Origin of the sequence: Streptomyces sp. NBC_01426 (genome assembly GCF_036231985.1) — a bacterium.
Taxonomy (GTDB): domain Bacteria; phylum Actinomycetota; class Actinomycetes; order Streptomycetales; family Streptomycetaceae; genus Streptomyces.
Genome location: NZ_CP109500.1, coordinates 745,211 through 770,244, shown reverse-complemented (window position 1 = coordinate 770,244; position 25,034 = coordinate 745,211). Strand labels below are relative to the sequence as shown.

Here is a 25,034-nt window from a genome sequence, read left to right as displayed (position 1 = left end):
GGGCCCGCTCAGGCGCGGTGGTCGCGCAGCACCCGGCGTGCCACCGAGCCGATGTGGAGCTCGTCCGGGCCGTCCAGGATCCGGGCGGCGCGCCCGCTGCGGAAGAGGGCGGGCAGCGGGGTGTCGGGACCGAGCCCCGCCGCGCCGTGCACCTGGATGGCCGAGTCCGTCACCTGCTGGAGCATGCGGGCGGCGGCCACCTTGGCCAGCCCGACCTCCACGTGCGCGTCCAGCCCGGCGGCGATCCTGTCGGCGGCCTCGTACACCAGCGGACGCGTGCCGCGCAGGGCCAGCAGCGCCTCGAACACATGCGACTGCACCAGCTGTTGCGCGCCGAGCGGCCCCCGTGACCCGGTGCGGGAGGCCGCCCGCGCGCACATCAGGTCGAAGGCCCGCCGGCCCTGACCGAGCCAGCGCAGACAGCGCAGGGTACGGCCGAGCAGCAGCCGTTCCGCCGCGATGACCAGGGCCTGGCCGGGCGCGCCGAGCAGGTGGTCGTCCGGCACCCGGACCCGGTCGAACTCGATCTCCCACTGGCCGGACGCACCGAACACGGGCAGCTCGCGCACCACGCGGAAGCCCGGCGAGGCCGTCGGAACCACCAACAGCGAGAGGCCCTCGCGGTCGCCCGGCTCTCCGCCCGTACGGGCCAGGACCGTGACGAGCCCGGCCTCCGCGGCGCCCGACGTGAACCACTTGCGGCCGGTCACGACCCAGCCGCCCTCCTCCCGCACGGCGCGGGTCGCGGTGAGCGACGGGTCGGTGCCGGGGGTGTCCGGCTCGGTCATGGCGTAACAGGCCCGCGACCGGCCGGCGGTGAGCCGCTCCGGGTACAGCGCGCGCACTCGCTCCGAGCCGTGCCGCAGGAGCATCGTCACGTCGAGCAACGACGCGGAACCCAGCGCGGCCGGCCCGTGATCGCTCGCCCCCTCGGCCTCGGCGATCCGGGCGTAGCGGGCCAGGGGGAGCCCCTGGCCCCCCGCCGCGACCGGCAGGGGCAGCGCCCACAACCCCTCCGCCCTGGCCAGGTCGTTCAGCTTCCGCAGCGAGGCCGCGGCCGCCGGGCCGCCGGCGTCCAGTACGGCCTCCTGCGGGTACACCCGGCCCCGGACGAACTCCGTGACCCGCTGCCCCAACCGCTCGGTGTCCGCGTCGGGTTCGAGAGGCCCCGAGCCGTGTTCGTCGCCGACCCCGTCGTCCACCACGTCTCCCGTCATGTCGTCCACCACTTCGCTCCGCACCGCTTTCCTTCATTCGACCGGGAACCCGAGCGAACAGCAGTCCGACTCTCTTCCCGAGGAACTGGTCGGGTGCGCACCCGACCCGGTTCCCGCGTTCCGTACATCCCGGGGCCGGCCACCGCCGCGCCAGGACAAGAGGAGAGGCATGGCCTCACCAGTCACCGCACAGATCGTCCGGCCACTCGAAGGGCTGCGACTCGACGTCTGCGGACCGTCGAGGCCGAAGGGGCCGGACCGGCCCAAGAGCCCCGTCGGACCGACCGGAGCGACGGGCCCTGCCGGGATGACCGCGCTGACCGTGCTGGTCGCCGGACACCTGCGCCTCCTCGGCGCCGAGACCGGCACCGGCCCGAGCGACGACCGGGGCGCCCGCCTCGCCCTCACCGGCGGCGACTTCGCCCCACAGGAGGCCCACGCGCGCTGGTCCGCGAACCCCGCGCACGGCATCACCGACGAGGCCACCGCCCAGGCCGCCACCGGCATCATGGCCGTGCACGGCCGCCGCGAGGGCACCCCGCGCGCCCTCGCCGTCGACTACGCGACCACCGCGACCGCCCTGCTCACCACCCAGGGACTCCTCGCCGGTCTGCTGGGCCAGGCCAGGGGAGGCCCGGCCCAGCGGATCGGAACGAGCGTGGACCGGGCCGGGCTGCTCACCGTCTCCCAGTACCTCGCGGCAGCCGGGGCCGACGAGGGCGAGGCCGCCGAACTCGCCCCCGGAGGACCGCCCTTCACCTCCCTCGACGGCACGCTCTTCGAGCTGGAGACCCTGGACCCAGGGGCCTGGGCGGCCTTCTGGCGGGCCCTTGACGCCCCCGCCGACGCGATCCGGGCGGGCTGGCGGCCCTTCCAGTTCCGGTACGCCACCGCGTGCGCGCCCTTCCCCGAGGCCCTGCACCGCACCGCGAGCGCCCACACCTGGGCGCGGCTGCGGCAGGCCGCCGCGCGCTCCGGCGCCGAGGTGTGCCGGCTGCGGACCCTCGCCGAGCGCGCCGCCGAACACGACGGCGCCGCACCCTGGACCCTGACCCCGTACGGCTCCGGCGACACCCCGCGTCACCTGCCCGCGCGGCCGGCGGAGTTCGGGAAGCCACTGGCCGGCATCACGGTGCTCGAAGCGGGACGTCGCATCCAGGCCCCGCTCGCCGCGCACCTGCTCGGCCTGCTCGGCGCCGAGGTCGTCCGGATCGAACCGCCGGGCGGGGACCCGCTGCGCGGCATGCCCCCCACCAGCTCCGGGGTGTCCGCCCGCTGGCTCGCCCTGAACCGGGGCAAGAAGGCCGTCGAGGTGGACATCAAGTCACCCGGCGACCGCGCCCGGCTGCGCGAGATGGCCGCCGGAGCCGACGTGTTCCTCCACAACTGGGGCCCCGGCAAAGCGGCCGAACTCGGTCTGGACGGCAGCGACCTGGCCGCCGTGAACCCCGCGCTCGTCTACGCGTACACCGGCGGCTGGGGAACGGGCCGGATCGACGACGCCCCCATGGGCACGGACTTCATGGTCCAGGCCCGTACCGGCATCGGCGAGGCGGCCCGCCCCCGCGACGAACCTCCGGCGCCCTCGCTGATGACCCTGCTCGACGTCCTGGGCGGACTGCTCGGGGCGCAGGCCGTCCTCGCGGGGCTGCTGACCCGCGAACGCGGCGGACAGGGCGTCCGCGTCGACTCCTCGCTGCTCGGCGCGGCCGACATCCTCACCGGCCCCGCCCTGAGCCGGGCCCGAAACGGCGGACCGATGCGCCGACCCGCCGGATTCCGCGCACCCCTGCGGACCGCCGACGGCTGGATCGTCCCCGCCGACGTCTGCGCGGCGGCGGCCGGTGCCTACGACCTCAGAGAACTGTCCACCGGAGAGGCGCTCGCGCAACTGCGCGACCACGGCCTGTCCGCGACCGCGGTCACCACCGACCTGGCCGACCTGCACCACGACCCGCGCTTCGCCGGCTCGATCAGCCGGGACGCGCACGGTGCCCCCGCCGTTTCCGACCCCTGGAGCCACGCATGACCGTCATCCTGCACGACCTGCTGCCCGCCGACCTCCGCCGCTCCTGGGCGGTGGACGGAACCTGCCCCGACCTCGACCTCTACAGCCTCTTCCGGGCCCGCCAGATCGCCGACCTGCACCGCACCGCCGTCATCGACGCCAAGGGCGCGCTCTGTTACACCGCGCTCGACCGCAAGGTGCGCTCCCTGGCCACCGGCCTGCGGGAGCTCGGCATCCGCTCCGGCGACGTCGTCGGCGTCCAACTCCCCAATGGACGCCATGCCGTCATGGCCGACCTGGCCCTCGCCGCCCTCGGCGCGGTCGCGCTGCCCTTCCCCGTCGGCCGCGGCGGTATGGAGGCGGAGAGCCTGTTGCGCAGAGCCGAGGCCGTCGCGGTCATCGCCTCCGTCGAACACCAGGGCAACCGGCACGCCGCCGACCTGCGCGCGCTGCTCGCGACGCTGCCCGCGCTGCGCCACGTCATCGCCGCGGGGCCCGGTACCGCCCCCGAGGGCACCGTGGCGCTCACCGGTCTGCTGCGCGCGGACGCGACCGCGTTCGTGGCGGCCCGCCCGGACCCCGACAGCGCGGCCCGCATCCTGGTGTCCTCCGGGTCCGAGGCGGAGCCCAAGATGATCGCGTACTCGCACAACGCGCTCGCGGGCGGTCGCGGCAACTTCCTGGCCTCGTTGATGCCCGACGCCGCGACGCCCCGCTGTCTGTTCCTCGTACCGTTGGCGTCGGCGTTCGGCTCCAACGGCACCGCGGTGACCCTCGCCCGCCACGGCGGGACGCTCATCCTGCTCGACCGCTTCACCGCCGCGGCCGCCGTGGCGGCCGTGCGCGAGCACCGGCCCACCCACGTCCTGGGGGTGCCCACGATGGTGCGGATGATGCTGGAACACCTCGACAAGGAAGCCCCCGCCGCCGGCGCACTGCCCTCACCCACGGCCCTGGTCCTCGGTGGCGCGGCCCTGGACGAGACCACGGCCGAGAGCGCCGGCAGGGCCTTCGGCTGCCCCGTCGTCAACCTGTACGGATCGGCCGACGGCGTCAACTGCCACACCGGGCTCGGCGAGGGCACCCCGGAGGCCGACGAGGCGGGAGTGGCGGCCGGGCGGCCCGACCCCCGCGTCGCCGACATCCACATCATCGACACCGAGACCCGCGACCGGCTCCCCGACGGACAGGTCGGCGAGATCATCGCGCGCGGTCCGATGACGCCGATGTGCTACGTGGCCTCGCCCGAACTCGACGCCCGCTACCGCACCCCGGACGGCTGGGTCCGAACCGGCGACCTCGGGATGATCGACGACGACGGCGTCCTGCACGTCGTCGGTCGCCTCAAGGACATCGTGATCCGCGGCGGCGCCAACATCAGCCCGGCCGAGGTCGAACGGGAACTGGCCTCCCACCCCCGGGTACGGGACGTGGTGTGCGTCGGCGTGCCGGACGAGGTGATGGGGGAGCGGCTCGCGGCATGCGTCGTCGCCCGCGGTCCGCAGGACCTCACCCTCGCCTCGCTCGCCGGCCACCTCGCGCGGCGCGGCCTGGAGCGGCGCAAGCACCCCGAACGCCTGCTGGTGGTGGGCGAACTCCCGCTGACCCCCGCGGGCAAGCCCGATCGCACGGCGGTGCGCGAACGCTTCGGCAGGGTCACGGCCGACGCGTAGCCCGACGACAGGGTGGGGCGCCCTCGCCCCACCCTGCCGCCGCCCTCACCACCGCCCTGCCCGGCCCGCGAACGTACGGCGGGCAGGCCCGAGCCCGGCCCGCCGTACGTTCGCGGGCCGGGCTCACGGTCGGGGCGGGGTGGGTTCAGGAGGGGGACATGGCCTTCTTCAGTGCGGCGGCCGCGTTGCGGTAGACCGGCAACAGTTCCAGGTCCGGGCCGGGGTAGTTCACGATCTCGACCTGCTTCGCGCCCGAGTCGGGCAGCACGACACCGGTTGTCATGTGCGCGTTGTCCAGGACCAGTGCGGGCTTCTTCGCGGACAGGTCGGCCAGTTGGGCCGGCGTGACCGCCTCGGGGCCGTAGGTGCCGACCGGGGCCGCTCCGGACAGTTTGGCGGCCCAGGTGGTGAAGACCTGGCTGACGACGGAGGGGCTCTTCCCGTCGGGCCGGGCGCCCTGGACGTCCTTCACGAGCGCCGCGTACTCGGTGTCGAAGGAGGCGGTCCACGTGGCGGCCGCGCTCTGGGTGCCGAACAGCCCGGCCAGCCGCGCCACCTCGGCCTTGGCCTTCTCCGGGTCGTTGTCGAGGTTGACCTCGACGAGTTTCGCCCGGGAGCCGGCGGCCTCCTTGATCTTGGCCGCGTACGGTTCGAACGGCGCGTACAGCACGAAGTCGGCCTTGGCCACGGCCGCGAGGTCGGAGGGCTTCGGGTCGTAGTCCGGGGCGTGGTGCACCGACTGCGGAACGATCACCTTCGGGTCCGCGACCCCGGCCGCCTTGGCGAAGGCTCCCTCCCACGTCGTGGTGACGACGACCACCGGTGTCCCGGATCGCGCGGGCGTGCCGCTCGCGCCGTCGGCGGCGGGAGCGGGATCCGCGCCGTTGCCGCAGCCGGTGACCAGGGCCAGGGCCGCGCTCAGTGCGAGGAGGGGAGCGAATCGGACGCGGGTACGCGCCATGAGCTGATTCTCCGTTCGGGGAGGAAATGGACCGCGAGGACGGCTGCCCCCGCGGTGAGGACGAGGACCGGGCCGGGCGGCCAGTCCCATCGGAGGGCGACGAGGAACCCGGTGAGGTTCACGACGACCCCGATGGCGACCGCCCAGAGGGTGATGGACCGCAGCGAGGTGCCCAGCCGGCGGGCGGCGAGGGCGGGCAGCAGGGTCAGGGCGTCGACCAGCAGGGCGCCGGTGAGCTTGATCGCCCCGGCGACCGCGACCGCGACCAGCACCAGCAGCACGGCGGTCAGCGCGCGGACGGGGACGCCGGAGCACTGGGCGAGTTCCCGGTCGTACAACAGCAGGGCCACGTCCCGCCGCCGCCACCGGAAGAGCGCCGGCACCACCAGGGCCAGTACGCCGAGCACCACCAGATCGGCGGTGCCCACGGACAGGATCGACCCCCACAGCAGGGCGAAGGCGCCGGAGGCGTTGACCCCGGAGACGGCCAGCAGCAGCAGCGCGGCGGCGATGGCCAGGCTCATCAGCAGGCCCATGGCGCCCGAGAGGCCGTCCGGGGTCCGGGCGAGCGGTGCGACGCCCGCCCCCGCCAGGGCGCACGCGACCAGCGCGCACAGCATCGGGTCGAGCCCGGTGAGCAGTCCGACGGCGATGCCGAACAGGGCCACGTGCATCATGGCGAAGCGCACCGGCATGATGTCGAGGCCGACGATGATCACGCCGATGATCGGCAGTCCGATCGCTGCCAGCAGCAGGGCGAGCCCGGCCCGTTGCACGGGCAGGAGCCCGAGGAGTTCGCCGAGATCGGCCGCGGCGAGGATCACCGGACCTCCCGCAGCCGGCCAGCCGCCATCTCCAGCACCCGGTCGCAGCGGTCCGCGAGCGCCCGGTCGTGGGTCACGACGACGAGGGTCACGGGCAGGGAGGTCAGGACCTCGGCCGCTTCCTCCTGGCCGTCGAAGTCGAGGGCCGCGGTCGGCTCGTCGGCGAGCAGCACCATGGCGCCGGCGGCGACCCCGCCGATGGCGCGGGCGAGGTACATGCGCTGGAGCTGGCCGCCCGAGAGGCTGTGCAGCGGCCGGCTCGTCAGCGGCCCCACGCCCAGTTTCTCCGCCGCCTCACAGGCCTCGGCGGGTGCTCCCGAACTGCCGAGCAACTCGGCTCCCAACAGGGGGAACCGGCCTGCCGCCGGTTTCTGGGGGATCCAGGCGCAGGAGCGCCGCCGCCAGGCCCACTCGGCCGCGGAACCGGTGCCCCGGCCACCGACCAGGATGGACCCGGTCATCTGGCGGTGCAGCCCGAGGACGGCGCGCAGCAGGGTGGTCTTGCCCGAGCCGTTGGTCCCGGTCAGCGCGATCCGTTCACCGGCCGAGATCTCCAGGTCCACCCCGGTGACGGCCTCGACCCGCCCGTGCCGGCACCCCACCCCCCGCATCCGCACATCCAGTCCGCCCATCCCGTGCCTTCCCGTCCTCGTGCCGCGGGCGGTCCACCGCCGCCTTCGGCACAGGAGTCGGACGGGGGGCCCGTCCGGTTCCGGATCACCGCGGATCACTGCGGATCGCTCGTGACCGGGGGACGCCGGTTGACACCCGCCCCGCGCGCAGACCATGATTCCATTAATGAAGTAGTGGAATCACGGAAAGGGGGAGGCGTGCGCGATCTGACCGTTCCCGACACGGCCGACACCCGGTGGGCCCTGGTGGCCCGGGGGCTGGGCAAGAAATACCGGCGGGGGTGGGCGCTTCGCGACTGTTCCTTCAGAATCCCGGCGGGCCGCGTCTGCGCCCTCGTGGGGCCCAACGGCGCCGGGAAGAGCACCCTGCTCAACCTGGCAACCCGGCTGATCGAGCCCACGGCCGGCGAGCTCCGGGTCTTCGGTGCCCCCGCCGGGGATCCCGCCGTGATGCGACGCTGGGCCTACCTCGGCCAGGACAAGCCGCTGTTCAAGCAGTTCAGCGTCGCCGACACGCTGCGCATGGGTCAGGAGCTCAACCCGGACTGGGACCAGGCCGTCGCCGAACGGATCGTACGGGCGGGCAACGTCCCCGTCGGGGCTCGCGTCGGGGACCTGTCGGGCGGCCAGCGCACCCGGGTGGCCTTCGCGCTCGCCTTCGGCAAGCGCCCCGAACTCCTCCTGCTGGACGAGCCGATGGCCGACCTCGACCCCGTCGCCCGGGACGAGCTGAGCTCCCTGCTGATGTCCGAGGCCGCCACACACGGCACCACCGTCCTGATGTCCTCCCACATGCTCGGCGAACTGGAGAACATGTGCGATTACCTGCTCGTCCTCGCGGACGGTCAGGTCCGCATGGCGGGCGAGGCCGACGAACTCCTGCCCATGCACACCCTGGTGACCGGAGTCGTCGCCGAGGGCGGCGCCCTGCCCGCGGCGCTCGACGATCACACCGTCGTCGAGGTCCGCACCTCCGGGCGGCAGTTCACCGCCCTCCTGCTGCGCCAGGGACCGCTGAGCCCCGACTGGCAGCAATCGCACCCCGGCATGGAGGAAGTGCTGCTGGCCTACCTCCGTTCGCCCCAGGCGCCCGCGCTGGTCTCCCCGACCGCCGCGCCCGGCCACCGAGAGGACTTCGCGGCATGAGCACGCTCACCCGCCCCGGCGCCACCGAGAGCGCCGCGCCCGCCAAGGCCCGCCGGCTGCGCGGACTGGCCTGGCTGATGTTCCGCCGGCACCGCCCGGCCCTTCTCACCTGCCTCGCGCTGATCGTCCTCGGAGGCGCCTGGATCGTCTACGAACGCGGCGCGATGCTCGACGCCCTGCACGCCGCGGGCTGGCCCGGCAAACCGGCGGACGCCCTCGGCGGCAACGTCGCCGGCAACGCGTCGGAGACCCTCAACTCCTTCGCCGGCAACCTGTCCTTCCTCACCACCGTCCTCGCCGTCTTCGTCGGAGCGCCCCTGCTGGCCTCCGACATGGAGAACGGCACCGCACGACTGGCCACCACCCAGTCCGTCACCCGGGGACGTTGGCTCCTCGCGAAGCTCGGCTTCGCCCTCCTGCTCGTCACCCTCACCACGGCTGCGCTCGGCGGACTCTTCGCGTGGTGGCGCGGCGCCGTCGACCCCTTCGTCCCCCACGACTGGCTGCACGACCCCACGTTCGACACCACCCTCCCCGTCTTCGTCTCCTTCGGACTGTTCTCCGTGGTCCTGGGCATCACCATCGGAGCCCTGATCCGCCGCACGGTGCCCGCCATGGTCCTCACCTTCCTCATCGGGTACGCGGCCACGATCGCCCTGGACATCGTCAAGGACCGGCTCGCCACCCCGCGCCGGATCGCCTTCCCGCTCGAAGGGGCACGGCCGGCCGCGCTCGACCACGCCGTGCTGGTCGACAACTGGGTCGGCACGGCCTCGGGGGAACTCCACGGGTGGGGCACCTGCGTCCCGGAAGCGGTCCCGGAGGCCTGCCGCGCCAAGCTGGGCATCGTCAACTCGGTGTGGGACTACTTCGGCAAGGACCAGATGGCGGGCATGCAGTGGGCCGCGTCCGGCCTCCTCCTCGCACTGGCCGGACTCCTCGTCGCCCTCCTGCTCTGGCGCACCCGGCGCGGACCGTTCTGATCCGCGACCTAGTCTGACCATCGACGACAAGCAAAGAAGGAGGCGGGCACCGTGGTCGTGTTTCGCATCGAACGCCGAAGCGGCCTGCCCGCCTACCTCCAGATCGTCCAACAAGTGGAGCAGGCGCTGCGCATGGGCGCCCTGGTCGAGGGAGACAAACTGCCCACCGCCGCACAGGTGGCGGCCAGCACCAAGGTCAACCCGAACACCACCCTCAAGGCGTACCGCGAACTGGAACGCGCCGGACTCGTCGAGGTACGGCAGGGCGCGGGCACCTTCGTCCTCCAGTCGTCATCGGGCCCCCTGACCGATCCCGAGTCCCCCCTGCGTGCCCAACTCGGCGCCTGGATGCGGCAGGCCCGCGAGGACGGGCTCACACCCTCGGACGTCACCACCCTCTTCGACACCGTGCACGCCGAGACATTCCCGACGGTCGGCACCGTGTAGGCCGGGGTCGTCCCGAGCGTGCGCGGGACGACCCCGGCGCGCGGAGCCCGCGGGGGCGCCGCCGGACGTCCGCACGCCGGGCGGCTTTTGGATTGGCCGACGATCCTCAATACGATCCGGCGATGATCACAAGCAAAAGGGTGGCGGCCGCAGCGTGCGGCCTGCTGGCCACACTGGCCGTCGGGCTGTTCCCGGCACAGGCCTCGGCGGGCGAGCCGGCGGCGAAAGAGCCGCCCAAGGTCGAACTGGTCCTGGACGTCAGCGGTTCGATGCGGGCGACCGACATCGACGGGAAGTCCCGGATGTCCGCGGCGAAGCAGGCCTTCAACGACGTGCTCGACGCGGTACCGGACGACGTCCTCCTGGGCATACGGACCCTCGGCGCCAACTATCCCGGTGACGACAGGAAACTCGGCTGCAAGGACACCCGGCCGCTCTACCCCGTCGGTCCGCTGAACCGGACCGAGGCGAAGACGGCCGTGGCCACCCTCGCCCCCACCGGCTGGACCCCGATCGGCCCGGCCCTGCTCGGTGCGGCCGACGACCTCAAGGGCGGTGACGCCACCCGCCGGATCGTGCTCATCACGGACGGCGAGGACACCTGCGCCCCGCTCGACCCCTGCGAGGTCGCCCGCGACATCGCCGCCCGGGGCATCCACCTGACCATCGACACGCTCGGCCTCGTACCCGACGCCAAGACGCGCGAGCAGCTCATCTGCATCGCCGAGGCCACGGGCGGCACCTACACCTCGGTCCAGCACACCGACCAACTCTCCGGCCGCGTCAAACAGCTCGTCGACCGGGCCGCCGCACCCGTGGTCACGCCCGTGGCCACCACGGGAACCGCACAGTGCCAGAACGCCCCCGTGTTGGGGGCCGGCCTCTACACCGACCGCGAGACGTTCGGCGAGCACCGCTGGTACAAGGTGGCCGTCAAGCCCGGCCAGGAACTGCGCGCCTCGGTGAGCATCGGCGCCGACCGCGCCGTCAACAACGACTACGGCGTCATGCTCCGCGCCTCGACCGTTCACGGACGGGAGATCGTCCGGGGCTCGGAGGCCGGTGACGGTCGCACCGACCTCGTCTCCACGGGCCTGCGGTACCCCAAGGCCGTCCTCGACGACGCCGACGGCAACGAGGTGACGGAGCCGGAGACCGTCTGCCTCCAGGTCAGCAACTCCTTCTCGGCCCCCGCCTCGGTCAAGACCACCCCGGGCATGCCCGTCGAACTGACCATCGACGTGGTCGACGGCCCCGACGACACCTCCGACGTGGCGTCCTTCGGCCTCGGGCGCGGCTGGTGGCTCCTGGGCGTGCTCGTGCTCACCGGCCTCGTGGTCGGTGTGGTCTGGGGCTGGATCTCCCGCTGGCGCATCTCCGTCTGGAGGACCAACTGATGCGTACCGTACGCACCCTGACGGCCGCCGCCCTCGCCGGCGGCGCCCTCCTCGGCCTCGCCGCGACGGCCACCGCCGACACCCCGTCCCCGTCCCCGTCGGCGAGCGCCGCCGGCGGGCCGACGGAGGCGGGCACGAGCTTCCGTACCGCCACCGCGGTCAAGGTGGGCCAGGAGGCCACGGCCGACGCGTCCACCGGTGACTACCTGTACTGGGTGCTCCCGCTGGACGCCGGCCAACGGGCCACCGTCAAGGCCACGGTGACTCTGCCGGCCGCGGCATCCCGGCACGGCGCCGCCAACTGGCGGCTCGACGTCTACGACGGGCTGCGCCGCCGCCAACCCTGCATGTACGGCAAGCAGGCCGCCCCGGCGGCCAAGGAAGCCGGCGCCGTCGAGCTGTCCTGCACCCTGCGACCGGTGCGGACCGGTGCGGACACGTGGGCCAACGACCCGCTGCCGGGCAGCTACTACGTCCGCCTCACCGTGGTCGACCTGGCCCCGGAGGACCTGGGGCAGCCGGTCCGGGCGCAGGTCCGGGCCGACGCGACGGACACGGGCGGCGCCTACGCGGTGGACGGCGCCCTGTCGGCCCCCCTGGTACCCGGCATCACGGCGGCGCGGGCCGCGGAAGCCGACGGGAAGCAGCCGGCGGCCGGCATCGAGCCGGAAGGCGGCTGGGCCGGCGGCCGGTGGTCCGACCGCTGGATCTGGACCGTGGCCGGCGGACTGCTCGCCGCCCTCGCGGGCATCGGGGGGTACTCCCTGACCCGCGGTTCCGGCCGTCCCGCACGGACCACCTCCGGCGGATGACCGGGGGAGCGGCCACCACCCCGGCGCGGGGTCGTGGCCGCTCCGCCGTTCGGCCCCCGCGCACGATCCCCGCTCCTCCGTGCGCGTGACCGTGCGACGGCTGTCCGGGCGGATCCGGACCGCCGCCGGCCGAGTCGACGTGGCAAAGATCGTTCTTCTCCTACGATGGCGGCCCCCGTCGGCGGTCTCACCGAGGAGTGCCGTGTCCCGATCCCCCTGGTCCGCCGTGCTGGCCACCCTGCCCCTGGTCGCCTCCGCCGTGCTCGCCACCGCGCTGCCGGCCTTCGCGACCGTTCCCGGGCATGACGGCGACGGCCCCGCGAGCGCCGGTTCCTCCCACCGGAGGACCACCGCCGGGGCCCGGCCCGGCGAAGCGGCCTCCCTCGGCGAGGACCACGCCCGGGCCCACGCCGGCCGGCGAGCGGCCGCCCGGGGTGCGCAGGGCTACCCCCAGGTGAAGCGCACGCAGAGCCTGGACGCGCTGGGCGCCTCCCAGCGGCGGGTCAACGCCGGCTTCACCGCGGCGCGGTCCGGGCGCTTCACCGACTACTTCCCCGCCCCCGACTTCGGGGTCCATCTCGCCCAACTCCCGACGGGCAAGGTGCTCTTCTTCTCCTTCGAGCGGGTCGAGGCGGACCCCACCAAGGAGACCGGGCCCACCGATCGGATCGGCGGCACCAACGCGGGCCGCGCCTACCTCTGGGATCCCGCCAAGGGCACGGGCGCCCGCGCCTTCAAGAACGTGCCGCCGCCCACCGTGCTGATGCCCGACGGCACGTACGTCCCGCGCCCGGCCCCCTTCTTCTGCGCGGGCCACTCCTTCCTGCCCAACGGCATGGTCGGCGTGTTCGGCGGCAACGGCGGCGGCAAGGGCGGCACCGGCGCCCGGCTGTCCTTCGTGTTCGACCCGTGGACCGAGACCTGGTTCCGCAACCGCGACATGGCGGTCGGCCGCTGGTACCCGTCCGTCGTCACCGGCGCGGACGGCCGCCAACTCGTCATGTCCGGGCAGGACGAACGCGGTACGGGACACCCCACCCCGCTGGTGGAACGGTTCCCGGCCCGCAGCCGCCCCGTGCCCTGGCGCCCGTACGACATCCCGGTGGGCCTCCCGGCGGAGCGGTTCGGGGCCGATGCCCCCTTCCGCAACGACTACCCGCACCTCTTCTCGCTCCGCGACGGCATGATCTACGGCCTCGGCCGCGACGCCGACCAGCAATGGCTGTTCGACCCGGCCAAGGAGACCCGCGTCGACCTGCCCCGGCGGCCCGCGGACTTCCGGGGTTACGGATCCGCGGTGCCGCTCCCGGCCGGTTTCCGGGGCCCCGACTCCGTGCTGGTCCTCGGCGGCGACCCGCGCGACCCGCTCACGTACCGGCTGTCCGGCGGCGCCTGGACCACGGACGGCCCGCGCGCGTTCGGCCGCACCCAGGACGACACCCTGATCCTGCCGGACGCGACCCTGCTCACGGTCAACGGAGCCCTGGACACCCGCGACTACGGCTTCGGACCGTTCAACCCCAAGGCCGACCTCAAGTACCGCCAGATCGAACTCCGCGACGCCCGGGGCCACTGGAGCCTGGGGCCCGCCCAACGTCTGCCCCGGGGCTACCACTCCAACGCGCTCGTCCTGCCCGACGGGCGGGTCCTGGTCACCGGCGACGAACTCCAACAGATCGCCAACGACCCCGACATCACGGACGGCATGGACGGCAGCATCGAACTGTATGAACCCGCCTACCTCCACCGGGGGGCCCGACCCGCCCTCGACGCGGTCCCCGGCCACACCCTCGCCCACGACACCGACTTCCAGGTGCGCACCTCCACCCCCGACGACGTGGCGCGGGCCGTGCTGCTCGCGCCGACGACCGTCACGCACTCGATCAACACCAGCCAACGGCACCTGGAGCTGCGCCGCACCGGCACCCGCGGCGACACCCTCGACCTGCGGACCCCGCCCTCCGCCGCCGACGCCCCACCCGGTTACTACATGCTGTTCCTGCTGAACTCCCGGGGCGTCCCCAGCACGGCGAAGTGGGTCAAGCTGGGCGTCCGCTAGTCCCCTAGTCCCCTAGTCCCCTAGTCCCCTAGTCCCCGCGCAGGGTACGCAGGGCCCGGTCGAGACGATCCTGTCGGGCCTTCGGGGTGAGCGCCTGGAGCAACGGCAGGATCAGCTGGTAGCGCCCGGTCCGGTCGAGCGCCTCGAACGCCGAGCGCGCCCGCGGGTCGCCCGCCAGCGCGGCGGCGAGGTCCGGCGGGTCCTCCGCGTTCTTCTGCGACGCGTACGCCGCCTCCCAGCGACCGTCCTCGCGCGCCTTGCGCACCTCCGCCAAGCCGGGCTCGCGCATCCGCCCGGCAGCCGTCAACAGCGCCACCTTGTCGACGTTGACCCGCGACCACAGGCTCCGGGGGCGGCGCGGCACGTACTTCTGGAGGTAGTACACGTCGTCGAGGGACCTGCGCTGCCCGGAGATCCAGCCGTAGCAGAGCCCGATGTCCACCAGTTCGTCGTCGCTCACCGACGGGACACCGCTCCGCTTCTTGGCCACCTTCACCCAGACGCCCGCCTCGCGCGCGTGGTGCTCCGACAGCCAGCCCTCGAACGCCCCGGCGTCCGCGAAGGCGATGATCTCCACCCCGTTCAACTCGTCCATGCCCGGCAGGCTATCGCCGTCCCGGCGGCCTCGGCCATCCCAGCCGCCTCGGTTTCGCCGGCAGACCCATCCGCAGCGGAACCGGCCCCGAATACCGGTCGACCCATGTCGCCCCGAGGTGAGCGAGGCCGCGATGAGCAACCACCACAATCCCGACGGCCACGAACGGCATCCGCTCGTCGGACGGCTCGTGCGGGACACCGCCTCCGGTGTCGAGGGACGGCTGATGGCCGTGGTCCGCGAGGAACTCCCCAGCCACACCGGTACCCCCCGCTGGATCCGCCGCGCGTACATCCGCCCGCGCGGCGGCGGAGTGGAGCGCATCGCCGACCTCGCCGATGTCGAACCCGTCGACGCGGACCGCCTGTCGCTCGTCTGAGTCCGCGTCAACCGCGGGCCGCGCCGCCGACCGTCTCCCGGCGGACCGCACCCGCGTACAGGCCGGACAGAGCCGTGTCCGCCGCCCGGAGCGTCAGGTGGACCCGCAGCACACCGACCCACACCAGGGCCGACCCCAGCAGGTGCAGGATCACGGCGAGCTCCGGCAGCCCCGTCCGGGACTGGAACACGCCCACCGCACCCTGGGCCACCAGCACGGCGACGAAGAGCACCGTCGTGCGCCGCGCCGCGCGGTACCCCTCCCGCGGCAGCACGGCGAGCAGCCGCACGGCGAGCACCAGTACCGCGGCGGCCAGCACGCCGTGCACCACCGTCACGGTGGCCCAGTCGAAGGGCATCCGGCGCACGTCGGAGGAGTCCCCCGCGTGCGGACCGGAACCGGTGGTCACGGTGCCCGCCACGACCAGCAGCGCCGTCGTGGCCACCAGCGCCCACGACAGCGTGCGGTGCCGGCCGGCAGGCCGCCGGCCGGGGGAGAGGTCCGAGGGGGGCCCGCCGTCCCCGGCGGGCACCGCGTGCCGGGTCCACACGGCGGCGGTCAACAGAAGGGTCGCGGCGAGGAAGTGCGCGGCGACCACGTAGGGGCTCAGCCGCATCCACACGGTGACCCCGCCCACCAGGGCGTTCAGGACGACGACCCAGAACTGCGCCCAGGCGCCGCGCAGTACGGCGGGCATCGGACGCCGCTGGAGGCGCGCGGTGACGACGACCCATCCCACGATCACGCACAGCACCCCGGTGAGCAGCCTGTTGCCGAACTCGATCGCGCCGTGCAGTCCCATCTCGGAGGTGGGGGCGAGTGTTCCCGTCGTGCACATCGGCCATTCGGGGCAACCCAGGCCGGAACCGGTGACCCGGACGATCCCGCCGCCCACGACGATCGCGATGGCCGCCACCACGGACGTCGTCGCGGCCCACCGGACGCTGCGGGGACCGAGCGTGAACCTGCCCGCCGCCCAGGAGAGAGGAGTGCGCACGATCGGCCTTCCGTGAGGGCGCCGCCGCGGGGGGAGCGCGCGTTGATCCGGAGGGCTCAGCCTACGACCGCGCGCCGGCGCGTTCTTGACGGGGTGTCGGACCCGGGCCGGGCGGGCCCGCACGTGTCCGCGGGTTGTGCGTTCTCGGGCTATCCCGTGCGCACGGCGGGGAAAGACGCGGGGGCGCCGCGACCGTACGTTCGGGAAGTGCCGAGCCGCGGGAGCCGCGGCGGTCGGCCCTCATCACCTCCCCTCAGACAAGGACCCCTCATGTTCGACATCACCAAGGTCCGGGCCGCCGGCGGCCGGGACCTGCTGACGCCCGAGAACTCGGTCATGCTCTTCGTCGACCACCAGCCGCAGATGTTCTTCGGCGTCGGCAGCGGCGACCGCGCGGCGATCATCAACAGCACCGTGGGTCTCGCCAAGGCCGCCCGTGCCTTCGACGTCCCCGCCGTGCTCACCACGGTCGCCGCCGCGTCCTTCTCCGGCCCGCTCCTGCCGCAACTCGCCGCCGTGTTCCCCGAGCAGGGCGCCATCGACCGCACCTCCATGAACGCGTGGGAGGACGAGGCGCTCGTCGAGGCGGTCAAGGCCACCGGCCGCAAGAAGATCATCCTGTCGGGGCTGTGGACCGAGGTCTGCCTGGTCCTGCCCGCACTGTCCGCGCTGGAGCAGGGCTACGAGGTCTACGTGGTCTCCGACGCCTCCGGCGGGGTCAGCCCGGCCGCCCACGAGCACGCCCTGCAGCGCATGCTCGCCGCCGGCGCCGTCCCCGTCACCTGGGTACAGGTCCTCCTGGAGCTCCAGCGCGACTGGGCCCGCCAGGAGACGTACGGCGCCGTGATGGAGATCGTCAAGGAGCACGCCGGCGCCTACGGCCTCGGCGTCGTGTACGCGCAGTCGGTCATCGGCGAACACGCAGCGGGCTGAGCCGAGTTGGACACCGGCATCCTGATCCTGCGTCTCCTGGCGGGCCTGCTCGTCGCCGGCCACGGAGTGCAGAAGATCAGTCACCGCCTCGGCGGGCACGGACTCGAAGGTGGGGCCCGGGAGTTCCGCGGCGACGGCTTCCGCGGCGGCAACCTGACCGCCCTCGCCGCCGGTACCGGCCAGATCGGCTCCGGGCTCCTGCTGGCCCTGGGGCTGCTCACCCCGCTCGCCGCCACCGGCGTCATCGGCGTCATGACGGTCGCGCTCACCGTCAAATGGCACAACGGGCTCTGGGTGCAGAACGACGGCTACGAATACCCCCTGGTCCTGATCGCGACGGCGGCCGCCCTGGCGGCCACCGGACCCGGCGCCTGGTCCCTGGACCGGGTGCTCGGGCTGACGCCGTACCCCCTGTGGTGGCTCGGCGTCGCCCTGGTCTCGGGAATCGGCAGCGGACTGCTCACCCGGGTCGTCCTGCACACCGCCGCCCCACGCCCGACGGGCGACGCGTAGCCGGAGGGCGGCACCTCCGGCACACCATCCGACACAGGAGAACACCATGCCTTTCATCAAGGTCACCGAGGGCGACTCGGCCCCCGTCGAGCTGTACTACGAGGACCACGGCCGGGGACGGCCCGTCGTCCTGATCCACGGATGGCCGCTCAACGGGGCGTCCTGGGAACGCCAGACCGCCGCCCTGCTCGCCGCGGGCCACCGCGTCGTCACCTACGACCGGCGCGGCTTCGGCCGTTCCGACCAGCCCTGCGACGGCTACGACTACGACACCTTCGCCGCCGACCTGAACGCGGTCCTCGCCGCGCTCGACCTGCGTGACGCCGTCCTCGTCGGTTTCTCGATGGGCAGCGGCGAGGTGACCCGTCATCTCGGGACGTACGGCTCGGAGCGCATCGCCAAGGCCGTCATGATCGGGGTCGTGCCGCCCTTCCTGCTCAAGACCGAGGACAACCCCGGCGGAGTCGACGCCGGTGTCTTCCGGGGCATCGAGGAGGCGATCAGGGCCGACCGCTTCGCGTTCCTGACCGCCTTCCTCGCCGACTTCTACAACGTGGACGTGCTGGGCGGCGAGCGGATCAGCGAGGAGGCCGTGCGGGCGAGTTGGAACGTGGCCGCCGGCGCCTCCGCCAAGGGCACCCTCGACTGCGTCCAGGCCTGGCTGACGGACTTCCGCGCCGACCTGCCCCGCATCGACGTCCCCACCCTGATCATCCACGGCGACGCCGACCGGACCCTGCCCGTCGACGCCACCGCGATCCCGCTGTCGAAGGCCATCGCCGGCGCCGAACTGCACGTCGTCGAGGGCGGTCCGCACGGGCTCACCTGGACCCACGCGGACGAGGTCAACGCCGCCCTGCTCGCCTTCATCGGCTGACCGGACCCGACCCCCGAACCGCGCACGGGGACACCGCCGACCCCTCTCGTGCGGCGTCCCCGTGCGCACCTCCCGCCGCCGCGCCCACCCCGCGCCCGCGGCGCCCACCCGGTCGGGCCAATCACGCCACACGCCGGGCGGTCTCCCGGCCCGGAGCGGTCCCCGGTGTGATCCTGAACGCCGCGATCACCCCGGCCACGCCCGCACCCCCGACCTCCCGAAGGAGCACCGTCATGACCAACCGTCAGCCCGTACTGGAAACCGCCGCGCAGGCCTTCGCCAACGCCACCGCGCAGCCGCCGTACCTCTACCAGATCCCGCCCGCCGACGGCCGCAAGGCCGTGGACGACGTACAGAACGGCGAAGGCGTCTCCCTGCCCGCCGTCGACGAGGAGTGGATCACCGTCCAGGGCGGTCCCACCGGGGAGGTCCGCACCCGGATCGTCCGCCCCCGGGGCCTCACCGGCCCCCTCCCCGTCATCCTCTACATCCACGGAGCCGGCTGGGTCTTCGGCAACGCGCACACCCACGACCGGCTGGTCCGCGAACTCGCCGTCGGCGCCGGCGCGGCCGTCGTCTTCCCCGAGTACGACCTCTCGCCCGAGGCGCGCTACCCCGTCGCCATCGAGCAGAACTACGCCGTCGCCCGGTGGATCGGCCGCGAGGGCCGGGACAAGGACCTCGACGGCACGCGCCTCGCCGTCGCCGGCGACTCGGTCGGCGGCAACATGAGCGCCGCCCTCACCCTCATGGCCAAGGAGCGCGGCGACGTCACCGTCGTCCACCAGGTGCTCTTCTACCCGGTCACCGACGCCGCCTTCGACACCGAGTCCTACGAGCAGTTCGCCACCGGCTACTTCCTGCGCCGCGAGGCGATGCAGTGGTTCTGGGACCAGTACACGACCGAGGAGTCCGACCGCGCCCGGATCACCGCCTCGCCGCTGCGCGCCTCCCTCGACGAGCTCACCGGACTGCCCCCCGCCCTGATCGTCACCGCCGAGGCCGACGTCCTGCGCGACGAGGGCGAGGCGTACGCGGCCAAGCTGCGCTCCGCCGGAGTGCCGGTCACCGCGCTGCGCGTCCAGGGGACGATCCACGACTTCGTCATGCTGAACGCGCTGCGGGAGACCCGGGCGGCGGAACTCGCCATCGGCCTCGCCGTCGACACCTTGCGCGAGGCCCTCGCGTGACGGCCGGCATGCCGGTCGCGGGCATAGCCCCGGCCCCCGACGGGCGGCGACCGGCCGCCGACCTGCTCGTGCGCAACGCCAAGGTGTTCACCGGAGACCCGGACCGGCCGGCGGCCCGGGGCGTCGCGATCCGCGCCGGACGGATCGTGGGCATCGGCGACGACCACGAGCTCGGGGGCCTCGTGGGACCGGCGACCAGGGTGATCGACGCCCTGGGGCGCCGGGTCGTCCCCGGCCTGAACGACTCGCACCTGCACGTCATCCGGGGCGGCCTGAACTACGTGCTGGAACTGCGCTGGGACGGGGTGCGCTCGCTGCGCCAAGCCCTCGCGATGCTCCGCGAACAGGCCGGCCGGACCCCCAAGGGGCAGTGGATCCGGGTCGTCGGCGGCTGGACCGCGGAGCAGTTCGCCGAACGGCGGATGCCGACGGTGGCCGAGCTGAACGCCGCCGCGCCCGACACCCCGGTGTTCGTGCTCCACCTCTACCAGTCGGCCCTGATGAACCGCGCCGCGGTGCGGGCCGCCGGCTTCGACCGCGACACCCCCGACCCGCGGGGCGGGCAGATCGTGCGCGGCAGGGACGGCGAGCCGAACGGCGTGCTCCTGGCGGCGCCGAGCGCGCTCGTCCTGTACTCCACCCTCGCCAAGGCGCCCACCCTCGGCGAAGCCGACAAGCGGACCTCCACCCGACACTTCCTGCGGGAACTGAACCGCTTCGGCCTGACCTCGGCGGTGGACGCGGCCGGCGGCTTCCAGAACTTCCCCGACAACTACGCCACCGTCACCGACCTGGCCCGCACGGGAGAGCTGTCCCTGCGGATCGCCTACCACCTCTTCCCGCAGACGGCCGGCCAGGAGATCGCCGACCTGACCCGCTGGACCGAGACGGTCAGGCCCGAGGACGGCGACGAGTGGCTCCGCCTGAACGGCGCGGGCGAGAACCTGACCTGGGCGGCCGCCGACTTCGAGAACTTCTCCGAACCACGACCCGAACTCGCCGCCGGCTACGAGAGCGAGTTCGAGACGGCGGTGCGGCTGCTGTCGGAGAAGGGCTGGGGCTTCCGCCTCCACGCCACCTACGACGAGACGATCCGCCGCGACCTGGCCGTCTTCGAGAAGCTCGCCGCCGAAGGACTCTTCCCGGGCGGCGGCCGCTGGCTCTTCGACCACGCCGAAACGGTCTCCGACGACAGCCTGGACCGCATCGCCGCGCTCGGCGGCGCCCTGTCCGTCCAGAACCGGATGTCGTTCCAGGGCGCCGCCTTCCTGGACCGGTACGGGCGCGAGGCCGCCTCCCGCACTCCGCCGGTCCGCGCGATGCTGGACCGCGGCCTGACCGTCGCCGCCGGAACCGACGCCACGCGCGTGTCCTCGTACAACCCCTGGGTCTCGCTGCACTGGCTGGTGACGGGCCGCACCGTCGGCGGTACGTCGCTCTACCCGGCCGGGAACCTGATCGACCGGGAGACCGCGCTGGTCCTCTACACCCGCGGCGGGGCCCGGCTCACCGGCGAGGACGACGTGAAGGGCGTGCTGAAGGAGGGCTGTTTCGGCGACCTCGCCATCCTGACGCAGGACTACCTGACCGTCCCCGAGGACGCGATCCCCGACATCGAGTCCGTCCTCACCGTCGTCGGCGGTCGGATCGTCCACGCCGCGGCCGAGTACGAGGGCCTCGACGAGCCGGTCCCGCCGGTCAGCCCGCACTGGAGCCCGGTGGCCCACTTCGGCGGCTACCAGGCCCGCCCGGCGTACGGGGCGGGCGGGGCCGGCGGTGTCCGGCAGGCCGACGCGATGGCGGAGGTCGCGGCGGAGTCCGAACAGCACCGGCTCTGGCGCGTCGCGCGCGGCGCGGCGCCCGAAGCGGCGCCGCCCGTCGCCGACCCCTGCTTCACGCACTGACGGCCCACGCACCGAACAAGGGAACCCACCACATGAGTACCGTCTCCGTCCCCGGCGAGGCCGGGGACACCGAACCGGCCCTGCCCGGGCGCCGGTTCGAACCGGACCTCAGGGCGATGACGCGGATCAACCTGCGGCCGATCGCCTCGCCCATGCCGCTCGGCTTCTTCACCGTGGCCATCGCCTCCGTGATGACCGGCTGCCTCCAACTCGGCGTCTTCGAGGCCGGGGACCGGCGTGCCGTGGCCCTGTGCGTGCTGCCCGCCTTCGCGCTGCAACTCGTCGTGAGCGTCCTCGCCTTCGGGGCCCGGGACGTGATCGCGGCCACGCTCATGGGGACCTTCGCGGGCAGCTGGCTCGCGTACGCCCTGGTCGTGGGCACCGGAGCGGCCGGCGGGCACCGGGTGCTCGGCGTGTTCAACCTCGCGTTCCTGTGCTTCGGGGCCCTGATGGCGGCCGTGACCCGGCCCAAACGGGCGCTGTGGCTGGTCCTGGTGGTGTCCCTGCCCCGCTGGGCAGCCACCGGACTGGCCGGGCTGACCGGGGCCGACTGGCTCGGGTACACGGCGGGCGCCCTCGGGATCGCGGTGGCGCTGGCCGCCACGTACGCGGCCTTCGCGTTGATGCTGGAGGACATGCGCAGCGAGGAGGTGCTCCCCATCGGCCGCAGCGGGCCCGCCCACACGGCCGTCGAGGGAGACCTCGCGGTGCAGCTCCGAAATCTCGAACGACAGGCGGGTGTGCGGCGCACGCTCTGAACCCGGCGTGCGCGTGCGATGTCGCAGGTCACCGAGGTGCGGGTGGCATCGCGCCCGCGCGGCCCGGGGGGCCGGACCGCCGGGGAGACCGCTTCAGGCGGGACCCCTTGATAGATCAAACTGGTGTCGGGTTAGCATATGAGCGCCGCCTAGCTCGAAAGATAAACCTGTGACTGTCAATGACGACTCGTTCACCAACTGGAAAAACCGCGAGGAGATCGCGGAATCGATGATCCCGATCATCGGGAAGCTGCACCGCGAGCGGGACGTCACCGTCCTGCTGCACAGCCGCTCCTTGGTGAACAAGTCGGTGGTCAGCATCCTCAAGACCCACCGATTCGCCCGTCAGATCGCCGGCGAGGAGCTCTCGGTCACCGAGACCCTGCCGTTCCTGGAGGCGCTCACCCCGCTCGACCTCGGTCCGTCCCAGATCGACATCGGGATGCTCGCCGCGACCTACAAGAGCGACACCCGAGGTCTCTCGGTGGGCGAGTTCACGGCCGAGGCCGTGTCCGGCGCCACCGGCGACAACAAGATCGAGTGCCGCGAGTCGCGTGACGTCGTCCTGTACGGCTTCGGTCGCATCGGCCGCCTCGTCGCCCGCCTGCTGATCGAGAAGGCCGGTTCCGGCAACGGTCTGCGCCTGCGCGCCATCGTCGTCCGCCAGGGCGGCGAGCAGGACATCGTCAAGCGCGCCTCGCTGCTGCGCCGCGACTCCATCCACGGGCAGTTCCAGGGCACGATCACCGTCGACGAGGCGAACAGCAAGATCATCGCCAACGGCAACGAGATCAAGGTGATCTACGCCGGGGACCCGTCGGAGATCGACTACACGGCGTACGGCATCAAGGACGCCATCCTCATCGACAACACCGGCAAGTGGCGCGACCGCGAGGGCCTCTCCAAGCACCTGCGCCCCGGTATCGACAAGGTCGTCCTGACCGCGCCGGGCAAGGGCGACGTCCCGAACATCGTCCACGGCGTCAACCACGACATGATCAAGCCGGACGAGCAGATCCTGTCCTGCGCCTCCTGCACCACCAACGCGATCGTCCCGCCGCTGAAGGCGATGGCGGACGAGTACGGCGTCCTGCGCGGCCACGTGGAGACCGTCCACTCGTTCACCAACGACCAGAACCTGCTGGACAACTACCACCCGGCCGACCGTCGAGGCCGCTCCGCGCCGCTCAACATGGTCATCACCGAGACCGGCGCCGCCTCCGCCGTCGCCAAGGCGCTGCCCGAACTCAAGGCGCCGATCACCGGCAGCTCGATCCGCGTCCCGGTGCCGGACGTGTCGATCGCGATCCTCAGCCTGCGGCTCGGTCGCGAGACCACCCGCGAGGACGTCCTCGACTACCTGCGGAACGTGTCGCTGACCTCGCCGCTCAAGCGGCAGATCGACTTCACCACCGCCCCCGACGCGGTGTCGAGCGACTTCATCGGCTCGCGCCACGCCTCGATCGTCGACGCCGGCGCCACCAAGGTCGACGGTGACAACGCGATCCTGTACCTCTGGTACGACAACGAGTTCGGCTACTCCTGCCAGGTCATCCGCGTCGTCCAGCACGTCTCCGGGGTGGAGTACCCGACCTTCCCGGCCCCGGCGGTCTGATCCGCCGCACGACCGACCCGGTGTCCCGCCCGACGGGGCGGCGGCGGGCCGGGGACCCGATGCCGACGGCATCGGGTCCCCGGCCCCACCGCCGCCCCGTCGGCGTGTCCGGGCCCGGCGGACTTGGCCCCTCCCGCCCCGTGCGCCCTTCACGTGCCGGGAAGCCTCCCGCTTCCCGGGCGCATCAGCCGGGCGCCGCTGGGAAGGACAACCTCATGAGCGTTTCCACTCCGCCTCCCGGCCCGCACCGTCCGACCGCCCGCTCCCGGACGGTCCGCCGTCTCCCGGCCAGAGCCACCGCGGTCGGGGCGGCAGCCGTCCTGTGCCTGGTGGCATCGACCACCGGCGCCCGGGCGATCGTCCACGGGAAGGACTCCACCGAGGCGTATCCGTTCATGGCCTCGATCCCGATGACGCTGGACGAGGGCCCGGCCTCCCTCGACGGAGTCTGCGGAGGCGCCCTGATCGCCCCCCAGTGGGTGGTGACGGCCGCACACTGCGCCCAGGACGTCGGGGCCACCCACCCGACCGGCACGGTCCGGATCGGCAGCGCAGCACGGCATTCGGGCGGCACGGTCGCCAAGATCGTCCAGAAGGTGGTCCACCCGGGGTACCACGGCCTGGGCGAGGAGCGTTCGACCAATGACATCGCCCTGCTGAAGCTCGACCGCCCCGTCCGGCAGAAGCCCGTCGCCATGGCCGACCACGCGCCGAAGGTGGGCGCGTCCACCCGGGTCATCGGCTTCGGAACCGTCGTCGACGCCTTGGACCCCGAACACTGGGTCTTCCCCGAGCGTCTCCAGGAACTCGACACCCGCAGCGTCGCCACCGGCGAGTGCGCCGAGATCAACGGGAAGAGCGAGCTGTGCACGGCCGCCCGCACCCCCCGGGCGATGGCCTGCTCCGGGGACTCCGGAGGGCCGCAGATCCAGCGCCTCGCCGGCCGCTGGCAGCTCGTCGGGGCCACCTCCGGGGACGGCGACCACGCGGCCGACCCGCACTGCGCCGGCGGTCCCGGGATCTGGACGTCCGTGCCCGCGCACAAGGGCTGGATCACCAAGACCATCGCCGCGCACCACTGAGCACGCCCGGGCGTTTCGCCGCCTGCCTCGCC

23 protein-coding genes are annotated in these 25,034 nt (G+C 73.3%); 17 read left to right on the top strand and 6 right to left on the bottom strand.

Annotated elements, in window-relative coordinates:
* Positions 1 to 8 precede the first annotated feature (8 nt).
* Positions 9 to 1,217 (bottom strand): acyl-CoA dehydrogenase family protein, encoded by a 1,209-nt coding sequence (locus tag OG906_RS03735; RefSeq protein WP_402304629.1) that lies wholly within the window; start codon positions 1,215 to 1,217, stop codon positions 9 to 11.
* 169 nt (positions 1,218 to 1,386) lie between these two features.
* Here OG906_RS03735 and OG906_RS03730 point away from each other — a divergent pair, with 169 nt between their 5' ends.
* A complete protein-coding gene (locus tag OG906_RS03730) occupies positions 1,387 to 3,246 on the top strand; it encodes a CoA transferase (RefSeq protein ID WP_329439933.1) in 1,860 nt (619 codons plus the stop codon).
* Positions 3,243 to 4,898 (top strand): class I adenylate-forming enzyme family protein, encoded by a 1,656-nt coding sequence (locus OG906_RS03725; protein WP_329439931.1) that lies wholly within the window; start codon positions 3,243 to 3,245, stop codon positions 4,896 to 4,898. The genes OG906_RS03730 and OG906_RS03725 overlap by 4 nt, the downstream gene beginning before the upstream one ends.
* Positions 4,899 to 5,043: 145 nt before the next feature.
* Here OG906_RS03725 and OG906_RS03720 read toward each other — a convergent pair whose 3' ends face one another.
* From OG906_RS03720 to OG906_RS03710, 3 genes are read right to left on the bottom strand one after another with little or no spacing between them, the layout of a single operon-like run.
* On the bottom strand, positions 5,044 to 5,859 hold the full coding sequence (locus tag OG906_RS03720) for a metal ABC transporter solute-binding protein, Zn/Mn family (RefSeq protein WP_329439929.1): 816 nt from the start codon (positions 5,857 to 5,859) through the stop codon (positions 5,044 to 5,046).
* Positions 5,817 to 6,683 (bottom strand): metal ABC transporter permease, encoded by an 867-nt coding sequence (locus OG906_RS03715; protein ID WP_329439927.1) that lies wholly within the window; start codon positions 6,681 to 6,683, stop codon positions 5,817 to 5,819. The genes OG906_RS03720 and OG906_RS03715 overlap by 43 nt, the downstream gene beginning before the upstream one ends.
* The gene (locus OG906_RS03710) at positions 6,680 to 7,315 is read right to left on the bottom strand and encodes an ABC transporter ATP-binding protein (protein WP_329439926.1); all 636 of its coding nucleotides are present in this window, start codon (positions 7,313 to 7,315) and stop codon (positions 6,680 to 6,682) included. Before OG906_RS03710 ends, OG906_RS03715 begins: the two co-directional genes overlap by 4 nt.
* A 198-nt stretch (positions 7,316 to 7,513) precedes the next feature.
* Between OG906_RS03710 and OG906_RS03705 the strand changes: the two genes are divergently transcribed.
* The 6 genes from OG906_RS03705 (at position 7,514) to OG906_RS03680 (ending at position 14,159) form a co-directional block, all read left to right on the top strand.
* The gene (locus OG906_RS03705) at positions 7,514 to 8,461 is read left to right on the top strand and encodes an ABC transporter ATP-binding protein (RefSeq protein WP_329439924.1); all 948 of its coding nucleotides are present in this window, start codon (positions 7,514 to 7,516) and stop codon (positions 8,459 to 8,461) included.
* Positions 8,458 to 9,444 (top strand): ABC transporter permease, encoded by a 987-nt coding sequence (locus OG906_RS03700; RefSeq protein ID WP_329439921.1) that lies wholly within the window; start codon positions 8,458 to 8,460, stop codon positions 9,442 to 9,444. Before OG906_RS03705 ends, OG906_RS03700 begins: the two co-directional genes overlap by 4 nt.
* 51 nt (positions 9,445 to 9,495) lie before the next feature.
* Positions 9,496 to 9,891 carry a GntR family transcriptional regulator gene (locus tag OG906_RS03695; RefSeq protein WP_267795884.1) on the top strand — a complete coding sequence of 132 codons (396 nt, stop codon included), beginning with the start codon at positions 9,496 to 9,498 and terminating at the stop codon, positions 9,889 to 9,891.
* Positions 9,892 to 10,013: 122 nt separating this feature from the next.
* Positions 10,014 to 11,288, top strand: coding sequence for a VWA domain-containing protein (locus OG906_RS03690; protein WP_329439918.1), 1,275 nt, complete (start codon positions 10,014 to 10,016; stop codon positions 11,286 to 11,288).
* Positions 11,288 to 12,100 (top strand): hypothetical protein, encoded by an 813-nt coding sequence (locus tag OG906_RS03685; RefSeq protein ID WP_329439916.1) that lies wholly within the window; start codon positions 11,288 to 11,290, stop codon positions 12,098 to 12,100. The genes OG906_RS03690 and OG906_RS03685 overlap by 1 nt, the downstream gene beginning before the upstream one ends.
* A 202-nt stretch (positions 12,101 to 12,302) precedes the next feature.
* On the top strand, positions 12,303 to 14,159 hold the full coding sequence (locus tag OG906_RS03680) for a galactose oxidase early set domain-containing protein (protein WP_329439915.1): 1,857 nt from the start codon (positions 12,303 to 12,305) through the stop codon (positions 14,157 to 14,159).
* Positions 14,160 to 14,187: 28 nt separating this feature from the next.
* Here OG906_RS03680 and OG906_RS03675 read toward each other — a convergent pair whose 3' ends face one another.
* A complete protein-coding gene (locus tag OG906_RS03675) occupies positions 14,188 to 14,754 on the bottom strand; it encodes a YdeI/OmpD-associated family protein (protein ID WP_329439913.1) in 567 nt (188 codons plus the stop codon).
* Between the two features lie 133 nt (positions 14,755 to 14,887).
* Between OG906_RS03675 and OG906_RS03670 the strand changes: the two genes are divergently transcribed.
* Positions 14,888 to 15,133: a hypothetical protein gene (locus tag OG906_RS03670; RefSeq protein WP_329439911.1), complete on the top strand. Its 246-nt coding sequence runs from the start codon at positions 14,888 to 14,890 to the stop codon at positions 15,131 to 15,133.
* Positions 15,134 to 15,140: 7 nt separating this feature from the next.
* Here OG906_RS03670 and OG906_RS03665 read toward each other — a convergent pair whose 3' ends face one another.
* The gene (locus OG906_RS03665) at positions 15,141 to 16,130 is read right to left on the bottom strand and encodes a COX15/CtaA family protein (RefSeq protein ID WP_329439909.1); all 990 of its coding nucleotides are present in this window, start codon (positions 16,128 to 16,130) and stop codon (positions 15,141 to 15,143) included.
* A gap of 270 nt (positions 16,131 to 16,400) precedes the next feature.
* Between OG906_RS03665 and OG906_RS03660 the strand changes: the two genes are divergently transcribed.
* The 8 genes from OG906_RS03660 (at position 16,401) to OG906_RS03625 (ending at position 25,002) form a co-directional block, all read left to right on the top strand.
* Positions 16,401 to 17,063 (top strand): hydrolase, encoded by a 663-nt coding sequence (locus tag OG906_RS03660; protein ID WP_329439907.1) that lies wholly within the window; start codon positions 16,401 to 16,403, stop codon positions 17,061 to 17,063.
* Positions 17,064 to 17,069: 6 nt separating this feature from the next.
* On the top strand, positions 17,070 to 17,576 hold the full coding sequence (locus OG906_RS03655; protein WP_329439905.1) for a DoxX family membrane protein: 507 nt from the start codon (positions 17,070 to 17,072) through the stop codon (positions 17,574 to 17,576).
* Positions 17,577 to 17,622: 46 nt separating this feature from the next.
* Entirely contained in the window at positions 17,623 to 18,453 is an 831-nt protein-coding gene (locus OG906_RS03650) for an alpha/beta fold hydrolase (protein ID WP_329439903.1), read from the top strand.
* A gap of 233 nt (positions 18,454 to 18,686) precedes the next feature.
* A complete protein-coding gene (locus OG906_RS03645; RefSeq protein WP_329439902.1) occupies positions 18,687 to 19,643 on the top strand; it encodes an alpha/beta hydrolase in 957 nt (318 codons plus the stop codon).
* Positions 19,644 to 19,651: 8 nt separating this feature from the next.
* Positions 19,652 to 21,547, top strand: coding sequence for an amidohydrolase (locus tag OG906_RS03640; RefSeq protein WP_329447918.1), 1,896 nt, complete (start codon positions 19,652 to 19,654; stop codon positions 21,545 to 21,547).
* Positions 21,548 to 21,579: 32 nt separating this feature from the next.
* Positions 21,580 to 22,305 carry a GPR1/FUN34/YaaH family transporter gene (locus OG906_RS03635; protein WP_329439900.1) on the top strand — a complete coding sequence of 242 codons (726 nt, stop codon included), beginning with the start codon at positions 21,580 to 21,582 and terminating at the stop codon, positions 22,303 to 22,305.
* A 169-nt stretch (positions 22,306 to 22,474) separates the two neighbouring features.
* Positions 22,475 to 23,920, top strand: a complete 1,446-nt coding sequence (locus OG906_RS03630) for a glyceraldehyde-3-phosphate dehydrogenase (protein WP_329439898.1) — start codon at positions 22,475 to 22,477, stop codon at positions 23,918 to 23,920.
* A 215-nt stretch (positions 23,921 to 24,135) separates the two neighbouring features.
* Positions 24,136 to 25,002, top strand: coding sequence for a S1 family peptidase (locus tag OG906_RS03625; RefSeq protein ID WP_329439896.1), 867 nt, complete (start codon positions 24,136 to 24,138; stop codon positions 25,000 to 25,002).
* The last annotated feature ends 32 nt before the right edge of the window (positions 25,003 to 25,034 follow it).

Coding starts and splice junctions, on each gene's coding strand:
- OG906_RS03660 (WP_329439907.1), top strand. CDS start 16,401: ATGTTCGACATCACCAAGGTCCGGGCCGCCGGCGGCCGGGACCTGCTG.
- OG906_RS03730 (WP_329439933.1), top strand. CDS start 1,387: ATGGCCTCACCAGTCACCGCACAGATCGTCCGGCCACTCGAAGGGCTG.
- OG906_RS03720 (WP_329439929.1), bottom strand. CDS start 5,859: ATGGCGCGTACCCGCGTCCGATTCGCTCCCCTCCTCGCACTGAGCGCG.
- OG906_RS03685 (WP_329439916.1), top strand. CDS start 11,288: ATGCGTACCGTACGCACCCTGACGGCCGCCGCCCTCGCCGGCGGCGCC.
- OG906_RS03700 (WP_329439921.1), top strand. CDS start 8,458: ATGAGCACGCTCACCCGCCCCGGCGCCACCGAGAGCGCCGCGCCCGCC.
- OG906_RS03735 (WP_402304629.1), bottom strand. CDS start 1,217: ATGACGGGAGACGTGGTGGACGACGGGGTCGGCGACGAACACGGCTCG.
- OG906_RS03675 (WP_329439913.1), bottom strand. CDS start 14,754: ATGGACGAGTTGAACGGGGTGGAGATCATCGCCTTCGCGGACGCCGGG.
- OG906_RS03725 (WP_329439931.1), top strand. CDS start 3,243: ATGACCGTCATCCTGCACGACCTGCTGCCCGCCGACCTCCGCCGCTCC.
- OG906_RS03670 (WP_329439911.1), top strand. CDS start 14,888: ATGAGCAACCACCACAATCCCGACGGCCACGAACGGCATCCGCTCGTC.
- OG906_RS03645 (WP_329439902.1), top strand. CDS start 18,687: ATGACCAACCGTCAGCCCGTACTGGAAACCGCCGCGCAGGCCTTCGCC.
- OG906_RS03640 (WP_329447918.1), top strand. CDS start 19,652: ATGCCGGTCGCGGGCATAGCCCCGGCCCCCGACGGGCGGCGACCGGCC.
- OG906_RS03650 (WP_329439903.1), top strand. CDS start 17,623: ATGCCTTTCATCAAGGTCACCGAGGGCGACTCGGCCCCCGTCGAGCTG.
- OG906_RS03690 (WP_329439918.1), top strand. CDS start 10,014: ATGATCACAAGCAAAAGGGTGGCGGCCGCAGCGTGCGGCCTGCTGGCC.
- OG906_RS03635 (WP_329439900.1), top strand. CDS start 21,580: ATGAGTACCGTCTCCGTCCCCGGCGAGGCCGGGGACACCGAACCGGCC.
- OG906_RS03710 (WP_329439926.1), bottom strand. CDS start 7,315: ATGGGCGGACTGGATGTGCGGATGCGGGGGGTGGGGTGCCGGCACGGG.
- OG906_RS03625 (WP_329439896.1), top strand. CDS start 24,136: ATGAGCGTTTCCACTCCGCCTCCCGGCCCGCACCGTCCGACCGCCCGC.